Annotated in this window: 15 protein-coding genes; 6 read left to right on the top strand and 9 right to left on the bottom strand. The window is 61.2% G+C overall.

Going from position 1 to position 16650, the window contains the following annotated elements; all coding sequences use genetic code 11:
* The first annotated feature begins 57 nt into the window (after positions 1-57).
* Positions 58-435 carry a hypothetical protein gene (locus ONR57_RS16085; protein WP_265124524.1) on the top strand — a complete coding sequence of 126 codons (378 nt, stop codon included), beginning with the start codon at positions 58-60 and terminating at the stop codon, positions 433-435.
* A 19-nt stretch (positions 436-454) separates the two neighbouring features.
* On the opposite strand, the gene ONR57_RS16080 is transcribed toward ONR57_RS16085, so the two are convergent.
* Positions 455-2446 (bottom strand): sodium:proton antiporter, encoded by a 1992-nt coding sequence (locus ONR57_RS16080; RefSeq protein WP_265124523.1) that lies wholly within the window; start codon positions 2444-2446, stop codon positions 455-457.
* Positions 2447-2621: 175 nt separating this feature from the next.
* Between ONR57_RS16080 and ONR57_RS16075 the strand changes: the two genes are divergently transcribed.
* On the top strand, positions 2622-3395 hold the full coding sequence (locus ONR57_RS16075) for an LLM class F420-dependent oxidoreductase (protein WP_265124522.1): 774 nt from the start codon (positions 2622-2624) through the stop codon (positions 3393-3395).
* Here the strand turns inward: ONR57_RS16075 and ONR57_RS16070 are convergent, their stop codons facing one another.
* The 5 genes from ONR57_RS16070 to ONR57_RS16050 all read right to left on the bottom strand — a co-directional run bounded on the left by ONR57_RS16070 (position 3396) and on the right by ONR57_RS16050 (position 7670).
* On the bottom strand, positions 3396-4181 hold the full coding sequence (locus ONR57_RS16070; RefSeq protein ID WP_265124521.1) for an alpha/beta fold hydrolase: 786 nt from the start codon (positions 4179-4181) through the stop codon (positions 3396-3398).
* A 51-nt stretch (positions 4182-4232) separates the two neighbouring features.
* On the bottom strand, positions 4233-4439 hold the full coding sequence (locus tag ONR57_RS16065) for a hypothetical protein (RefSeq protein ID WP_265124520.1): 207 nt from the start codon (positions 4437-4439) through the stop codon (positions 4233-4235).
* Entirely contained in the window at positions 4439-5281 is an 843-nt protein-coding gene (locus tag ONR57_RS16060; protein WP_374116467.1) for a carbohydrate ABC transporter permease, read from the bottom strand. The genes ONR57_RS16065 and ONR57_RS16060 overlap by 1 nt, the downstream gene beginning before the upstream one ends.
* Positions 5282-5357: 76 nt before the next feature.
* On the bottom strand, positions 5358-6383 hold the full coding sequence (locus ONR57_RS16055) for a carbohydrate ABC transporter permease (RefSeq protein ID WP_374116462.1): 1026 nt from the start codon (positions 6381-6383) through the stop codon (positions 5358-5360).
* 27 nt (positions 6384-6410) lie between these two features.
* Complete coding sequence (locus tag ONR57_RS16050; protein ID WP_265124519.1) at positions 6411-7670, bottom strand: ABC transporter substrate-binding protein; 1260 nt, start codon at positions 7668-7670, stop codon at positions 6411-6413.
* A 322-nt stretch (positions 7671-7992) separates the two neighbouring features.
* Here ONR57_RS16050 and ONR57_RS16045 point away from each other — a divergent pair, with 322 nt between their 5' ends.
* Complete coding sequence (locus ONR57_RS16045; RefSeq protein WP_265124518.1) at positions 7993-10053, top strand: PhoX family phosphatase; 2061 nt, start codon at positions 7993-7995, stop codon at positions 10051-10053.
* Here the strand turns inward: ONR57_RS16045 and ONR57_RS16040 are convergent.
* Positions 10050-10397 (bottom strand): hypothetical protein, encoded by a 348-nt coding sequence (locus tag ONR57_RS16040; RefSeq protein WP_265124517.1) that lies wholly within the window; start codon positions 10395-10397, stop codon positions 10050-10052. The two genes, ONR57_RS16045 and ONR57_RS16040, sit on opposite strands and share 4 nt — an antisense overlap.
* 378 nt (positions 10398-10775) lie before the next feature.
* Between ONR57_RS16040 and ONR57_RS16035 the strand changes: the two genes are divergently transcribed.
* Complete coding sequence (locus ONR57_RS16035; protein WP_265124516.1) at positions 10776-11453, top strand: SDR family oxidoreductase; 678 nt, start codon at positions 10776-10778, stop codon at positions 11451-11453.
* Positions 11454-11460: 7 nt separating this feature from the next.
* Here ONR57_RS16035 and ONR57_RS16030 read toward each other — a convergent pair whose 3' ends face one another.
* Positions 11461-11781, bottom strand: a complete 321-nt coding sequence (locus tag ONR57_RS16030; RefSeq protein ID WP_265124515.1) for a hypothetical protein — start codon at positions 11779-11781, stop codon at positions 11461-11463.
* Between the two features lie 85 nt (positions 11782-11866).
* A complete protein-coding gene (gene leuS, locus ONR57_RS16025) occupies positions 11867-14770 on the bottom strand; it encodes a leucine--tRNA ligase (RefSeq protein WP_374116461.1) in 2904 nt (967 codons plus the stop codon).
* A gap of 128 nt (positions 14771-14898) precedes the next feature.
* On the opposite strand from leuS, the gene ONR57_RS16020 reads away from it, so the two are divergent.
* Positions 14899-15318 carry an SdpI family protein gene (locus ONR57_RS16020; protein WP_265124514.1) on the top strand — a complete coding sequence of 140 codons (420 nt, stop codon included), beginning with the start codon at positions 14899-14901 and terminating at the stop codon, positions 15316-15318.
* A 247-nt stretch (positions 15319-15565) separates the two neighbouring features.
* Positions 15566-16552 carry a bile acid:sodium symporter family protein gene (locus tag ONR57_RS16015; RefSeq protein WP_265124513.1) on the top strand — a complete coding sequence of 329 codons (987 nt, stop codon included), beginning with the start codon at positions 15566-15568 and terminating at the stop codon, positions 16550-16552.
* Positions 16553-16650 lie beyond the last annotated feature (98 nt).

Below are 16650 nucleotides of genomic sequence, written 5' to 3'. Positions count from 1 at the left end.
ATGTGGGTACCCCCCGGAAGGTCCGGGCTGACACGACGAAGCCGAAGGGGTAACCGAATGACTGAGAACACCGAAGGACAACCTGGCGACATCACCGGCGGCGAGCGGGTGCACACCACGTCCGAAGAGATCCGCGAAGACCAGGAATCTCACAAGATGGCTCAAGAAGATTCCACGTCGCACACCCGCGCAGCGGGCACTGTACCAGACACATCGGAGCTCGATCCAGACGTCGTCGAACGCGCGAAGGAACGCGTATCAGACATCAATGAGCAGTACCGGCCCGGGAGCAGGCCAACTGTGCGTGTGCCCGGCACCGGTGCCACAGTCACCGGAACGGCCTTCGCCGAAGACTACGCAGACCACGAGGAAAACCGTGACCTCGTTGAAGAAAGCTCAGGTGACGACATCGAAGAGACCGACGAAGATCGATAGGTCCGGCAGGCTGAAATCGTTACTCACCCGCTTGCTGAACTTCAGTTGACACACGTTCGGCCGCCTCGTCAGCAACTTGCTGTGACATCACACCGGCGGACACCATTTGCTGGAGGGCCTCCACAATAGCGATCCGGCTCAGCGCCTTCGCCTGGCGCCGGCGTAAGACGCGTTCGTCGAACTTTTCGGACACACCCAAGGTTTCGAGCGTTTCCGTCGCACGCTCCTCCCAGTGCAGGAACAGGCGCTTTGCGGTCTCGACGTTTGCGACCTCCACGTTCGGCAAAGACTTGAAAAGTTCAAGTTCGTCCGCAGCGTTGTGTGCTGCGAGTCGGCGCGCGCAGATCTCGATGTAGCCCACCTCGTCTAAATCTTCGCCTAGCGGCGGCGGGAGCTTCCCCAGCGTGAACCTGTGCAACCGCGCATACCAGGGCAAACACGCACGGCGTGCCTCGTCAATGCGGAGTCCGCCCTCGCTGACTTCCTCGATCTCGTCGTCGATCTCCTGCATCAGAGTGCGCGTTGCGATCGGTGGCAGCAGCCCTGCGTCACTGAGACTCTGATACGTCTCCCGCTGAATATGCAGGCCGCGAAGCTCTAGGACATCGACCTGCTCCTGAGCATTGAGCCGGGTTCGTGCAAGTTGGTCCCGAGCGTCCGCCTCTGCAACGTCGAGGTGGGCATTGACGAGCTCATCGCTGAATCCCAAGTCATCGAGACGTTCCCGGGCGGACCGCACAGCCACCATTCTGGCCAGTGCTTCGAGATACTCATCTTTACGGCTTGGCTTGTCGAGCCCGAGCGAATGCACCACAAACGAGATCGTCGTCGCGTTGATCAGCAGCGTGGCGAGGACAATGCCCCCCGTCATCGCTATGAACTGGTCACGCAAATCACCGAGCTCAAGCGGCAGCGCGAGCGCCAGTGCCAGCGCAACGCCACCGCGGAGGCCGCCCCACACGACTACGGCTGAGTTCCGGTTGCCAACTCTCGGAATCCGCGCGAGCCGTTCGAGAACCAGGACGACCGGGATGACGCCCAGTGGACGGGAAATCAGTACAGCGGCGATCCCGAGCCCTATCGCAGCGAGATTGTCTCGGATCAACTGAAAATCCAGCGCGAGCCCGATGAAGAGAAACAGCAGCGCGTTCGCCATGTATCCGAGTGATGCCCACAGTTCATGCAAAAGGTCACGGGCCGCGTGCTGCGCCCGGCTTTCCATCAGGCCACCCACTGTGATGCCGGCTGCCACCGCTGCCATCACGCCGGATGCATGCAGCACAGCCTCGGCAAAGACGAACGAACCGTACGCGACGGCGATAGACATCGCCGCAGCCGCCAGCCGGTCCAATAGCGGCAGCAAGAGCACGGCGAGCGTCCCGACCACCGCACCTGTCACGATGCCGCCCGCCACAACGACCACGAAATCAACCGCCCCGGCGCCGACGGAGAGCATCCCGGTCACTGTGGCGATGACGAGGATGTTGTACAGCACGATCGCGACACCATCGTTGAGGAGGCTTTCACCCTCAACCACCGTGAGCAAACGTTTCGGAACACCGAGTTCGCGGAAGATCGCGACGACGGCGACTGGATCAGTAGCGGAGATGAGAACACCGAACAGCAGCGCGGCGACGAGCGGAATTCCCAGGAAGAGGGTCAAACTGGCACCCACGACTGCCGCAGCAATCACGAGCGCGACCGACGCGAGCGCACTTATCGCGAGAAGGTTCCGCATGAACTCCCGTGTTGACAGGCCAAGAGCCGCCTCGAAAATCAGAATAGGAAGAAAAAGATGAATGAGTAGTTCTTTGAAACCCTCTCCGCTGAGCATTTGCGAGACCGCGAGATCCGCCCCCATTTCGGTAGCCAGTAACCCCGCCACCGCGAGCACGACCGTCAGCTGGATATGAATCTTTCGCGTAATCAGGCTGATAAGCACTGCAGCCCCAAGCAAGAGCGATACTTCGAGCAGCGCTCTGGGTAATTGCTCGACGACCTCATTAGGCATTAGACACCTCTGGCTCAGCCGCAGTTGATCTAACGGTGCGCCAGCCAACCCCCCGTGTCAATAGCTTCGACAAAGCGCGGCCTTTTGTTTGACCGGGTAATTAGCCGGTCAAATAACACCCCGTTAGTCGGGCTCCCTGATGCACAGACGGCCGGGGGCCTGTATTAGTGGAAACATGGACCGCCCCCTCCGCATCGGTGTTCAGATCCAGCCACAACACTCCCCCGACTACGCCCTGATACGCGACGCTGTCCTCCGAGCCGAAGACGCCGAAGTGGATGTGGTGTTCAACTGGGACCACTTCTACCCGCTCTACGGTGAGCCAGATGGCCCTCACTTCGAGTGCTGGACCATGCTCGCCGCGTGGGCCGAGCAAACCGAGCGGGTAGAGTTCGGTGCTCTCGTCACCTGTGGCGTGTACCGTAATCCGGATCTGCTCGCAGACATGGCCCGCACGGTCGACCACATTTCGGGTGGCCGCCTCATCTTCGGCATCGGTTCCGGCTGGTTTCAGCGTGACTTCGACGAATACGGTTACGAATTCGGCACCAAAGTCTCGAGACTCAACCTGCTCGGGGAGTATCTCCCCCGCATTGAAGCACGGTTTAAGAAGCTCAACCCACCGCCCACCCGGCACCTCCCGATGCTGATCGGTGGGGGCGGAGTGAAGAAGACGCTGCGCCTGGTGGCCCGTCACGCCGACATTTGGCACAGTTTCGGCGATATCGACACCTTCACCTATAAATCGGGTGTACTGAACGACCATTGCACCGCAGAAGGTCGCGACCCCAGCCTGATTGAGCGTTCCATCGAGTTCCCCGGTGTGTCCGAGGCAGATGATTTTGTTAAAGCGGGTGCCTCATTCTTCACCGTGCCGCTGAACGGTCCCGATTACGACATGGCCCCCGTGCTCGAAGCGATCAAGTGGCGTGACACCCGAAACGGGTAGTCAACGCCCGCTGCTGCCCTCAATGAGGATGGCGGCGATTTCCTCCGGGTCGTCAATCATCGGCACATGGCCAATCCATGGCATCACGATAACCCGAGCTTGCGGAAACGCGTCGCGGACCTTCGCCGCTTCGTAAACCGGAAGGATAAGGTCGCCGCCGCCCCATTGCACAGTGATGGGAATCGACGGATCGACCTGCGCGGAGAACGCCCAATCCTCGCCCTGGATGACGTCGATCAGCGTATTGGTGGTGAGCGACTCGATGTCGCGGATCGCATCGTCCGGGCTGACCCGCCAGGGCCTCCCGAAGAAGGCGCCCAGTGCCACGCTACGGCCAACCCGGTTACTCAGCAGCGGACCGCGGAGCGGTTTCACAACCCGCGCGACACTGCGCATAGCCAAGAACGTCTTGTTGGTGCGCACTCGATCAAAGTCACTCACCCAGAAACCGCCAGGCGACAGCGCCGTCGCAGAGGCAACCGCGCCACGGGCTGCGAGTTCCAGCGCCAGCCACCCTCCCAGTGAGTTACCGGCGACGTGCACCTGGTCGCCCTCTGGCGTCACTGTGGGCAGAAATTCCTCAACCTCGTCGGCGAGTGCCTGCAAACACCGTTCTGTGGCCGGCAGTTGCGGGGACAGCCCATGGCTCGGCAAGTCAATCGTCACCACGCGGCGGTGCTTAGCCAACTGTGGAATCACTGGGTTCCAGGCGTCCTGGCAGTGCACGATGCCGTGCATCAGAACGAGTGTCGGGCCTTTGCCGAAAACGCGGTAAGCCAGGTCCATGCCCTGATTATTACGCTTGCACCCCGTGCGCAGTACACGGCCCCGCCAAACTCAGCTTTGCAGACTGTCTCGCACGGCTCGCCATTTACGGAACGTCAGCCATGTCAGCGAGACGCACACCAGCAGAACGATCGACGGACCGAGCGCCACCTCACCGCGGAATATCACTGCGACGGCACTGATGAACGCGATGAACGTGAAGAAGCCCAAGAATCCGAGCATGAGTTCGAGACGTTGTTGAAGTCCCAGCGGATGCATCAGCTCTTCACCCCTCCTGCGGTCAGGCCAGACACGATGCGCCGCTGGAAGACAAGCACCATGATGACAAGGGGAATCGTGACGATCGTTCCGGCAGCCATGATCGCCGCGTACGGCTGGGCGAATGGGTTGTCTCCCGCGAAACGCGCAATCGCCACCGTCACTGGCTCGGTGGAACGGTTCGACAGCAGGCTCGCCAACAGGAATTCGTTCCACGTGAAGATGAAAGCGAGAATCGCCGTGGTGAAGAGTGCTGGCGCTGCCAGCGGAAGGATCACGATCCGGAAGGCCTGCGCCCGCGTCGCGCCATCGACTCGGGCCGCCTCCTCTAATTCCCACGGCAGATCACCAAAAAACGACGTCAAAGTGTAGACGGTCAAGGGCAGCACGAACGAGATGTTCGGGATGACTAGCGCCTGATACGTGCCGATCCAATTGATATCAGTGAAAAGCTGGAACAAGGGGGTCACCAGCGACACGGTGGGGAACATCGCTGCGGCAAGTATCACACCAGTGACGACATACTTCCCCCGGAAATCAAGCCGGGCGAGTGCGTACGCGGTGAATATTCCTAGCAACAGCGCAATGAGGGTGGTGGCTGCACCGATAATCAAGCTGTTGATGATCGCGGCCATGAAGTCATTACCCGCGCGGGGTGTCAGAGCGTTGCGGAAGTTCTCCAGTGTGACATGGGTTGGCCACGGTGTCGTACTGAACGTATGCCGCCGGTCCCGAAGTGCGGTGACGACCATCCAGTAGAACGGCGCGAGCCCCCAAACGAGTATCAGCCCGACGCCGCCGTATGTCCGCAGTATCTGCACGCGCCGTTTTCGGGCGGCAATCGCACGTGCGGAAGCGACGCTGCGTGAACGGTCTGCGGGGCGTCGCTCCGCGACCGCCACGGCTGGCTTAGTCACGTTACGCTCCCTTCCCCTGTGCATCCTGTGTGCGGATCGCGTTGGCGCCCAGCCACTTCACCATGATGAAGGCAACCGCGAAGATCATCAGGAACACGAGCGTGGAAAGTGCGGAGGCACTATTGAAGTTTCCTTGCCGAATGTCTGCGACGACAAGGATCGACACAGTAGTCGTGGGTGATGCACCTGATACACCATGCAGAATTGCCGGCAGGTCGTACATACGGAGCACATCCAGCGTGCGAAACAGGATCGCTACCATCAGCGCGGGTTTGACGAGCGGCAACGTGATCTGGGTAAAACGCTGCCACGCGGTAGCCCCGTCGACTTTCGCTGCTTCGTACACGTCCTGCGGAATCATCTGCAGGCCTGCCAGGATGAGGAGCGCAACGAAGGGCGTGGTTTTCCACACGTCGGAGATGATGACGGCAAATCGCGCGGGCCATTCCTCCGTCAGCCACCCAATCTGACGGCCCAGGAGGCTATTAGCGATGCCCTGATCTGCGAAGATGAAGTACCACAGCTTTGCGGTGACGGCGGTGGGAATCGCCCATGGGATCAAAACGCTCGCCCGCAGCGCGGAGCGGCCCACGAAGGATCGGCTCATGATGATCGCCATCCAGAACCCAAGAACCACTTCGACTGTCACGGTGACGGCGGCGAAGAAGAACGTCACCCCCACGGATTCCCAAAAGTTGGAGCAGAGCGTGCCGGGTGGACACGCGATGGTCTCCCCCAATGAGGTGGTGGTTTGCTGGAAGACCCACTTGCTGTAGTGCGTGAGGCCAGCGAATCCGCCGGGTACGAATCGGCCGGTTTCTTGGTCGAAACCCTGATCACTGCGAAAGGACAGGTATACCGCTCGTAACACGGGGTACGCGATCACGACCGCAAGAATCGTCATCGCCGGAGCGACCAGGTACACCGGGCGCCAGTCACGTTTCTTGCGTGTGGCGGCCCCGGGACCCGTCCGCTCACGCAGCGAGGGGCCAGAGGCTTCGCCTCCGGCCCCAGCTGTTTCAGCCAAGTGAGTCTCCTTCAGTCCCCCAGGGCATTACCGTCCCGCGGCATCAATTGCCGACTGCATGTCCGTGATCGCCTGATCGACGGACTTATCACCGCGGATCGCCGCATAAGCGTTGTCGCGGATGGCAGTCGAAATCGCCTCGTAGAACGGCGTCACCGGGCGTGGTTCCGCGTTCTGCAGCGACTCCTTCAGCACCTGCAGGTATGGGTACTCAGCAAGGAGTTCCTCGTCATCGTAGACGGACTCGAGCACGGGCGGGAACGCAGCCTCCATGAAGGACCGCTGGTTCTCCTCGCTTTGCACGAATTCGATGAAATCGCGTGCGGTGGCTTTGTTTTCAGAGAACACACTGATCCCATTGTTGTATCCGCCCAGCGTCGAAGCACCGACACCATCCTTGCCAGGCAGTGGGGCGACACCGAAGTTGTCTGCTACCTCGGACTCGTCCCCCTCGGCGATCGCATACATGTAAGGCCAGTTGCGCGCATACATGGCGTCGCCGCCGGTGAACGTGAGGTGCGTTTCTTCCTCGGTGAAGCCGGTGGCGGCCCGGGGAATCACGCCGTCTGCGAACGCATCGACGAGCGTCTGGAGGGCTTCGCGAACCTCCGGCGAATCCACCTCAGGGGTCTGGCCGTCGTCGCCTACGATCGCGCCGCCGAAGGCGTTGACGGCCTCAGACACATTGACGGTGAGGCCTTCGTAGTTGCGGAACTGGCCGATGTAGCAAGCAATTCCCTCGTCGAACGCTTCCGGGCAGCTTTCGATCAGTTCGTCCCACGTGGTCGGAGCCTCCTCTACGAGGTCCGTCCGGTAGAACAGCAAGGCGCCATTGGTATTTTGCGGAGCCGCGTACAACGTGTCGCGGTAGGTGGCGCTGTCCACCGTGGCCGGGAGGATCCCCGTCGTCTCGACCGCCATCTCACCTTCGAGCGGCTGCAGCCACCCGTTCGCGGCAAACTCAGCCGTCCAGACAACATCGAGGGCCATGACGTCATACTGTCCGTCTTGCGCCTGCAGTGACTGGACGAGGGCATTTCGCTGCTCGTCCGCTTCACCTGGGAGTTCAATGAACTCGACCTGCTCCTCTGGATTAGCTTCATTCCAGCGGTCGATCACCTGCATCATCACGGCGGCGTCATTACGCCCCATCGCGAAGGTGATCGGGCCGCGGCCGTCGAGGTTCTCCTCTGCCGCCTGGTCGGCGCTGAGTGGGTTGGAGCACCCAGTCAGCAAGAGCGCCGTGGCAGCGCCCGCAGCGAGCAGCGCTCGAGGAATCAAAGACATCGTCACTCCAGTTCTGTGCGGTCTCAATGCGTTTCACTACGCGAAACTCCGGCCGGCGCACCGTGTTCAGTAAGGTTCATGCGGCCACACGCAGCAAATACCATCGGCAACAGTGTGCACTGCCACAATCCCAAATAACGGCATTTAGGTCTCGACACCGCATCGATCGATCACCGCCTCCTGGTCACGCCCGATTTACGACGTATCGGCGTCGTGTTCCCCCGCTAGACTTCCCGCGGTAACCGAACACCCCCCTGACGCTTACTTCGCCTCCCTACTGTCCGGTGCAACTCGCAGCCCGAGATCCCGTACAGGAGCGCTAGTGATACTGCAGCCCCTCTCGCTTTTCGTCGCGCACGACGGGACCTCGTCCCGGTCGCATTTGACATGCAGGTACCGATGCGGCGATGCGTGCGCACAACCAATTCCCAACACCTCCGAGAACCCCTATTTCCGCGACGTCGCCCGGCGTACGCTGGATCGGCGCACTGTGCTGCGCGGCGGAGCCCTCACGATGCTGAGTGCCGGCGCGCTATTCGCGCACAGTACCGGCACGGCTGCCGCCCAGCCGGGGTCTGGCGGGGCAGCTGGGGGTTCGTCACTGGACCACATTCCCCCGCCGCGCGGCCTCGATTATGAAGCCGTCCCGCCAAACACTGAAGACGCCGTCGTAGTGCCCCGGGGTTACAGCAGCGACGTGGTGATTCGCTGGGGCGATCCGGTACTGCCCGGAGCGCCAGAGTTCGACTTCGCGAACCACACCGCCGCCGCGCAAGAGAAGCAGTTCGGTTACAACAACGACTTCGCAGCACTACTGCCGATCCCAGGCGCGGCGAGTGAGTACTTGCTCGTCGTCAACCACGAGTACACCACTGAACCAGCAATGTTCTACGGTTACGACGAAGCAGCACCCACTGAAGAACAAGTGCGAATCGCATGGGCAGCACACGGTCTTTCGGTGCTGAAGGTGCGCGGTGAGGCGGGATCCGGAAAGCTCACGCCAGTCATCTCCGAATTCAGCCGCCGGATCACCGCGACGACCGAGTTCACCCTTACCGGTCCCGCCGCGGGCAGCGACTTTGTCCGGACCTCCGCGGACCCGGCCGGAACAACCGTGCGAGGCACGCTCAACAATTGTGCGGGCGGTGTGACACCGTGGGGAACGATCCTGTCCGGCGAGGAGAACTTCAACCAATACTTCGCGAACGGTGACACCATCAGCGGGGACGCTGCCCGCGCACGCGTCAAACGGTACGGCATCACGGGAGCCGCTTCCGAGCGCCGCTGGGAAAACTACGATCCGCGCTTCGACCAGGCCAAAGAGCCGAACGAACCGAATCGGTTTGGCTACATCGTCGAAATCAACCCGTGGGACGCCACTTCCACTCCGGTCAAGCACACCGCCCTGGGGCGATTCAAACATGAAGGCGCGACCATCCACGTAACCGCCGACGGGACCGTTGTCGCGTACATGGGTGATGACGAACGCTTTGACTACATCTACAAGTTCGTTTCCTCACGAAAGATAATGCGCGGTGATGGCGCGTCCGCGCTGCGGCATAACATGGCGATCCTCGACGAGGGCACCCTCTATGTCGCACGATTTCTGGGCAACTCGCCCAGCGCAGAGATCGATGGCTCCGGCGAATTGCCCTCGGATGGCGCGTTCGATGGGACCGGTGAGTGGATTCCGCTGCTCCGGGCTTCCGCAGATTCCGCGGAATCCCTCGTCGATGGATTCTCGGTGCAAGAGGTCGCCGTGTTCACTCGGCTCGCCGCGGACACGGTCGGCGCGACGAAGATGGATCGGCCGGAAGACATCGAAGCGAATCCCCGGACCGGAAAGGTTTACGCGGCCCTCACGAACAACACCAGGCGGGGTACCGATAACTATCCATCGGCCGACGAGGCGAACCCGCGCCACAACAACAAAAACGGGCACATACTCGAAATCACTGATGACCACGCGGGCACTGCGTTCAGATGGAACCTGCTGCTTGTCTGTGGTGATCCAGCGGCGGCAGATACGTACTTCGGCGGCTTCGATAAGTCCCGAGTCAGTCCCATCTCATGCCCGGACAACGTCGCGTTCGATCCCTACGGAAACCTCTGGATATCCACCGACGGGAACGCACTTGGCGCGAACGATGGCCTGTTCTCGGTGGTGCTGCAAGGCCCGCGGCGCGGTGAGACCAAACAGTTTTTGAGCGTCCCCGTCGGCGCGGAAACCTGTGGGCCTATCGTCACTGAAGACAGGGTGGTTGTCTGCGTGCAGCACCCCGGTGAAAGTGACGACTACACCGCCGAATCCCCCGGATCACATTGGCCGGACGGCGGCGATGCGCAACCCCGGCCCGCCGTCGTGGTGGCGTGGAAGGGCTAGCGCCGCTCCACCCACAGAGTCTGGGTGATCGGGAGCATGCCGCCCTCGCCCAAGCACGTTGCGAATGAGGGCTGGCCCACTGGCATCCAAGGGCCAGTCACTCGCATCGTGGTGAAGCCGTGGCTGCTGCCCCCAATCTGGGGGAACACGCGGTCGACGCAGTCCATCACAATGCGATGTTCACCGACGCCATCGAGGCATAGCGACAGGCCCGCGACACCCATGGGAAGCGAAGGACAATCCGCTGGCTGTTGAGCCTGTCCCGCTGCGGCCGCGGAAAACAATCCGCCCAGTGTCAGCGCCGCAACGCTTGCCCCCGCAGCAGCCATTCGCCGAATCTTCATGCCCTAAGCCCCCTCAATACATTCCTGTAGCAGGACGTTTCGTTGGGCACATGCTAGCCCGTCGGGATGCATCCGGTTGGGCATACGCAATCCCCTTCTCCTGATCGCTCCCGTTTCTCCCCCTCCGCTGGGCCGGTCGTCTGCCCCGCTCCCAACCTCCGGGCAGGCGACCGGATCTGGACGTGAGCATCCGTTTCAACTGGGGTTATCTGGGTCGATCACCTGACCGGGCACCGACCAAAAATGATTCGGGCATGCCCGCGGGCAGGGTGACCCGGGAGCAGGCCGAGGCGCCTCACTCCCAGAATTATTCCGAACGGCGATCGCAAACGCGTCACACTTCGATACCCGTCGCATCCCACGACTAGCCTGAGCCTTATGCCTCTCGCACTCATCACTGGAGCAAGCCGCGGACTCGGCGCGGCGATCGCGCAGGAACTCGAATCTACGCACCGATTGCTGCTAGGGGGGCGTCACGCGGAGGCGCTCAAACCTCTTGCCGGACACCTTCCCGATGCCACGCCCTGGCCGGTTGATCTGACGGATTTTAGTGCCGTTACAGCGGCGTGCGAGGGAATCGATGAACTCGACGTTCTAGTTCACAATGCCGGCTATGCGGAAATTGGGAGCATCGCCGACACCGCACTTGACACGTGGCGCGACACGATGGAACTCAATGTGTTTGCCGTTGTCCACCTCACGCGAATGCTTTTGCCGGCGCTACTCAGGGCGGGCGGCCACGTCGTCTTCATCAACTCCGGCGCCGGGCTCAGGGTCCGCCCCGATTGGAGTGCTTACGCCGCTTCCAAATTCGCGCTTCGTGCGTTCGCGGAAGGACTGCGCGCGGAGGAGCCCCGACTGCGCGTCACGTCAATTCATCCGGGACGCATCGATACCGACATGCAGCGCGCGATCGTCGCCGCCGAAGGGAAAAGTGAGTACACGCCTGACGACTTTCTCAAGCCGTCAACTGTGGCCCTCGCTGTCGGCAACGCGATCCGAACGCCCGCTGACTGCCATCCCACGGAGATCGTCTTGCGGCCGATCAAGCGGTAATCCGCTGTCAGAGGATGGGTGTGTAGCCAATGCCAGAATGTACATCCGCAGGCCCAGCTGCCCCCGGCGCGCACACCACGGTCACACCACCGACCTCACCGAGGACTGGTGGCACCAGAACTTTCGGGATGATCGTGTATGGGCCGACCGGCACACCTTGCGGGGCAGTAATACACAGCTGTCCCGGAGAGTGGATTTCGACCGCGGTCGCGATACCGAGGTCCCATGCAGTGACGGACGGTGCCGCCGCTGCTGCACCAGCGAATCCCAGGCCGATACCCGCTGACAGCGACAGTCCCGCGGCTGCTCGAACGACAACCCTCTTCATGGCCGGACTCCTCGCGCTGAGTGAGACGGTGCAGGTGATCAAATGGTAACGCTGCACCTTCTCAAACGGGACGGTTCCGGCGAGGTTACAGCACCACGTTCACCATTTTTCCCGGGACAACAATCACCTTGCGCGGCGTCCGTCCCTCAATGAACCCCGCAATCTTGCTGTCCTCCAGAGCCGCAGCTTCGACTTGCTCACGGGACGCATCGGCAGGCACGGTAACGCGGCCGCGAACCTTTCCGTTGATCTGGATTGGGTATTCGACGGAGTCTTCTGTCAGCCAGTTCTCGTCCGCGATCGGGAAGGGTCCGTGGGCAAGAGGGCTTTCGTGCCCCAACCGCGACCACAATTCCTCGGCGGTGTGCGGAGCTAGCGGAGCCATCATCAAGACCAGCGGTTCCACAGCGGTACGAGGCGCACCATTGGGAAACGCTTTGGTGAGGTGGTTCGTCAACTCAATGAGTTTCGCGCCTGCGGTGTTCATTCGCAGCGACGCGTACTCCTCGTCAACCCCAGCGATGGTCTTGTGCAGAATCCGCAGCGTGCGCTCGTCTAAGTCCTCGCTGGTTACGCGAAGCTGTCCGCTGCTTTCGTCCACCACGAGCCGCCATGCTCGTTGTAAGAAGCGATGCGCACCGACCACGTCTTTAGTGGCCCAGGGACGCGACGCGTCGAGCGGACCCATCGACATCTCATAGACACGGAGCGTGTCCGCACCGTAGTTCTCCGCAATTTCGTCAGGAGTGACGGAATTCTTGAGGCTCTTTCCCATCTTGCCGTACTCCTGATAAACCTCGACCTCATCACCGTCGACGTTTCTCCAGAAGAATGCGCCTTCGCGTTCCTCGACCTCGTCCGCAGCCACATAAACGCCACGAGAATCGGTGTAGGCGAAAGCCTGGATATACCCCTGGTTGAAGAGCCGACGATAAGGCTCGCTCGACGTTACGTGCCCGAGGTCGTGGAGCACCTTGTGCCAGAAGCGCGCGTAGAGCAGATGCAGCACCGCATGTTCGACACCCCCGACGTACAAGTCAACGCCACCTGGATCGCGTGGCCCATGTATCTCTGGGCGCGGACCAACCCAGTACGCCTCGTTCTCCTTTGCGCACAGTTCGTCCGAGTTTGTGGGGTCGATATAGCGCAACTGGTACCAGGAACTACCAGCCCATTGCGGCATCACGTTGGTGTCCCGCCGGTACTTCTTTAGCCCGTCACCCAGATCGAGTTCGACGTTGACCCAATCCGCAGCCTTGGCCAGCGGCGGAGACGGCTCCGAACTCGCATCGTCGGGATCGAACGTCACCGGGGCGTAGTCACTCAGAGCCGGGAGCTCCACTGGCAGCATTGACTCTGGAAGCGCATGTGCCACACCGTCCTCGTCATAAACGATCGGGAATGGCTCACCCCAGTATCGCTGCCGCGCGAAAAGCCAGTCGCGCAGTTTGTACTGCACTGTCCCCTTGCCCCGGCCACGCTGCTCGAGCCAGGCGATCATGTGGGATTTCGCCGCCTCGACTGCTAAGCCATTGATATCGAGACCTTCAGCGTTAGCGGAGTTCACCGCCACACCGTCACCCGCATACGCCGCCTCGAGCGGGGCGTTCGGGTCAACTCCCGGCTGCGAAACGACGCGCACGATTTCGAGGCCGAATGCCGTCGCGAACTCGAAGTCACGCTCGTCGTGGCCGGGAACAGCCATGATGGCACCCGTCCCATAGCCCGTGAGGACATAGTCCGCGATGAATACCGGGATCTCATGACCGTTGACTGGGTTCGTCGCATACGTCCCCAGAAATACGCCGGTCTTGTCCCTGTTCTCTTGACGTTCGAGATCCGATTTCGACGCGATCGCCGCACGGTACGCGGATACCGCGGCCGAGGGCGTGCGCGCTCCCCCCGTCCACCGTGAATCCACGTCGTCGGGCCACCTGTCAGCGACTAGTGCGTCCACCATGTCGTGCTCCGGAGCGAGGACCATATAGGTAGCGCCAAAAAGCGTGTCCGGCCGAGTCGTGAAGACTTCGATGTCGCGGCCAAGCGGTGTGGCGAATTCCACGTTCGCTCCCCGCGAGCGACCTATCCAGTTACGCTGCATTGTCTTGACCTTGTCCGGCCAGTCAAGCAAATCGAGATCGTCGAGCAACCGGTCCGCATACGTGGTGATACGCATCATCCACTGCTGCAGATGTTTCCGGAAAACGGGGAAGTTCCCGCGCTCGCTGCGGCCATCAGCTGTCACTTCCTCATTTGCCAGCACTGTGCCCAAGCCCGGGCACCAGTTGACAAGCGCATTCGAATGGTAGACCAGCCGATAGTCCTCTAAGACCGCATGCTGCTCGGCCGCCGTGAGCACTGCCCACGGCCGCCCCCCGGGCACTGCCCGGGCACCTGACTCGAACTGACCGATCAGGGTATCGATATGGCGTGCCCGACCAAGGTCGTGGTCGTACCATGCGTTATAAATCTGCAGGAAGATCCACTGTGTCCAGTGGTAGAACTCCGTGTCCGTGGTCGCAACGCGGCGACGTTCATCGTGACCCAGCCCCAACCTTCGGATCTGTGCGAGGTAGCGCTCGATATTGGCTTCGGTCGTCGTTCTGGGATGCGTACCCGTCTGCACGGCGTACTGCTCGGCTGGCAGCCCGAAACTGTCGAACCCCATTGTGTGCAGCACGTTGTGGCCACGCATGCGGTGGTACCGCGCGTAGACATCCGTCGCGATGAAACCAAGCGGATGCCCAACGTGCAGTCCAGCACCCGACGGATACGGGAACATGTCAAGTACAAAGAGCTTGTCGTCCGGCACCTCCCCCGCCAGCGGGCCGGCTGGGTTGGGTGCGTGAAAAGAACCCAGTTCGTTCCACCGGGCCTGCCAGCGGCGTTCTATCTCGCCTGCCAATTCAGCTGTGTAGCGGAACGGCGGCGTGAGATCGCGCGCGGCTTCATTAGTGCCCGCCCTGGTGTCTGTCCCTGTATCACTCACTGTGACTGTCTACCTACCGAGTCGTTACGCCGATGCGTCCGCCTGAATGCGAACACGATGCCCCGCTAAGCCTACTGGCATGTCTCCCCAGATTCCGACTCTGGCCGCATCCACCGTATGCTGGTGCGGTGCTAGTCGCTGCAATCGTGCTGTTCCTCTTTGCTGCCTACCTACTGACGTCAGGTATTGCGGGCGCACTTCAGCGTCTCCCGCGCAACCGATTCTTCGGCGTCCGGGCCCCAGAAACGATGCGTGACGACGCCACTTTCAGCCTCGCCAACAAGGTTGCCGCGCCCACCATGATTGGCGCCGCGACCATCCTCACGTTCGGTGGCGTAACCGGTCTGATTTTGCGTGGGTGGGTTGGGGCGATCGTGGTAGTTGTCACCGTGGTCGCCGCCGTTGTGGTGGCTGGTGCGGGTGCGAACATGGGTATCAGCGCCGCACGGCGGATGCCGCAGCCATCCTCGTCTGGCTGCTCAACGTGCGGCGGGTGCTCGCTCGCTGCGGCGTGCTCCCCCGGCGATCAGTGCTCCGACCAGAGCTAATTCAGATCCGGACATGACCGGACAGCGCTCGGAGGCGCCACGGGCATGCTCGCGGGCAGCCACATCCCGCCCGCAACGGTTGTGTCACACGCAGGTCGCGATGGAATCACGCGATTCAGTCTCAGCTGCGGCAACAGAGCGGACACCTCGCACAGCCTTTAGATTCGTCACGTGACTCATCTGCTATACGGCCACAGTGACGAATTTCGCACGACATACCACTAACGCTGGCACTAGGTTTGTTGAAGTGAACAGACTCGCCCGCTACGGAATTGATGGATTCATCCTCGCGATATTCGCAGCTGTCGTAGTCGCGAGCATATTTCCCGCGACCGGCGTGTGGGAAACAATCACGCTATGGACGATGCGCGCCTGTATCGCCCTCCTGTTCTTCTTATACGGCACCCGGATAGCGCCGAGCGATGCACTGAAGGGCCTAGGCCATTGGCGATTGCATTTGGTTGTTCTGTTCACGACTTTTGCGATTTTCCCGTTTATAGGAATCAGTCTGCAGTTTCTCGAACCTGCTGTCCTGACCCCTGGCTTATACGCGGGATTTCTCTTTCTTTGCCTGCTGCCGTCGACTGTTCAGTCGTCCATTGCTTTCACGTCGATCGCCCGCGGCAATGTCGCCGGCGCAATTGTCAGCGCGTCGGCCTCGAATCTTCTCGGCGTTCTCCTGACCCCGCTGCTGGTCATAGCGCTAATGAATACCACCGGGCATGCCCAAGTCAGTCCGAGTGCCATCGTCAACATCGTTCTTCAAATTCTCCTGCCCTTCATCGTCGGTCAGTTTGCACGCCCGTACGTCGGTGGCTTTCTTATAAAACACGCGCGCCCCACTAGGCTGGTGGATCGTGCGTCGATTGTTCTGGTGGTTTATGCCGCGTTCAGCGAGAGCATGCGCGAAGGAATCTGGCAGATTGTGAATGCCCAGCAGGTGATCGTGGTCGTGTTTCTCTCCTCTATTGTCCTCAGCGTTGTGCTCATCCTTACGGCTCTCGCCGGCCGGTTCCTCGGCTTCACGCGCGCGGATCAGATAGTCATCCTGTTCTGCGGTTCCAAAAAGTCGCTCGCGAGCGGTCTGCCGATGGCCACAGTTCTCTTCTCCGGACAAGCTGTCGGGCTGATTGTCCTGCCGTTGATGATCTTCCACCAGATACAGCTCGTCGTCTGTGCGATTCTGGCTTCACGGCTCGGTCGGGCCGCGGAGTCCCCCGGTCATCCGGCCTGACCAGGAATTTCCGTTTCTATGGGGCGCTCGATCAAGGCCCAGGAACGTGACCGGTCATGCACACGGGCACCCTGCCGACCGGCACCTGCCCGCAGCGG

It is taken from the genome of Hoyosella sp. YIM 151337, assembly GCF_026041215.1.
Lineage (GTDB): Bacteria > Actinomycetota > Actinomycetes > Mycobacteriales > Mycobacteriaceae > Hoyosella.
This window is presented reverse-complemented; position numbering and strand designations above follow the sequence as displayed.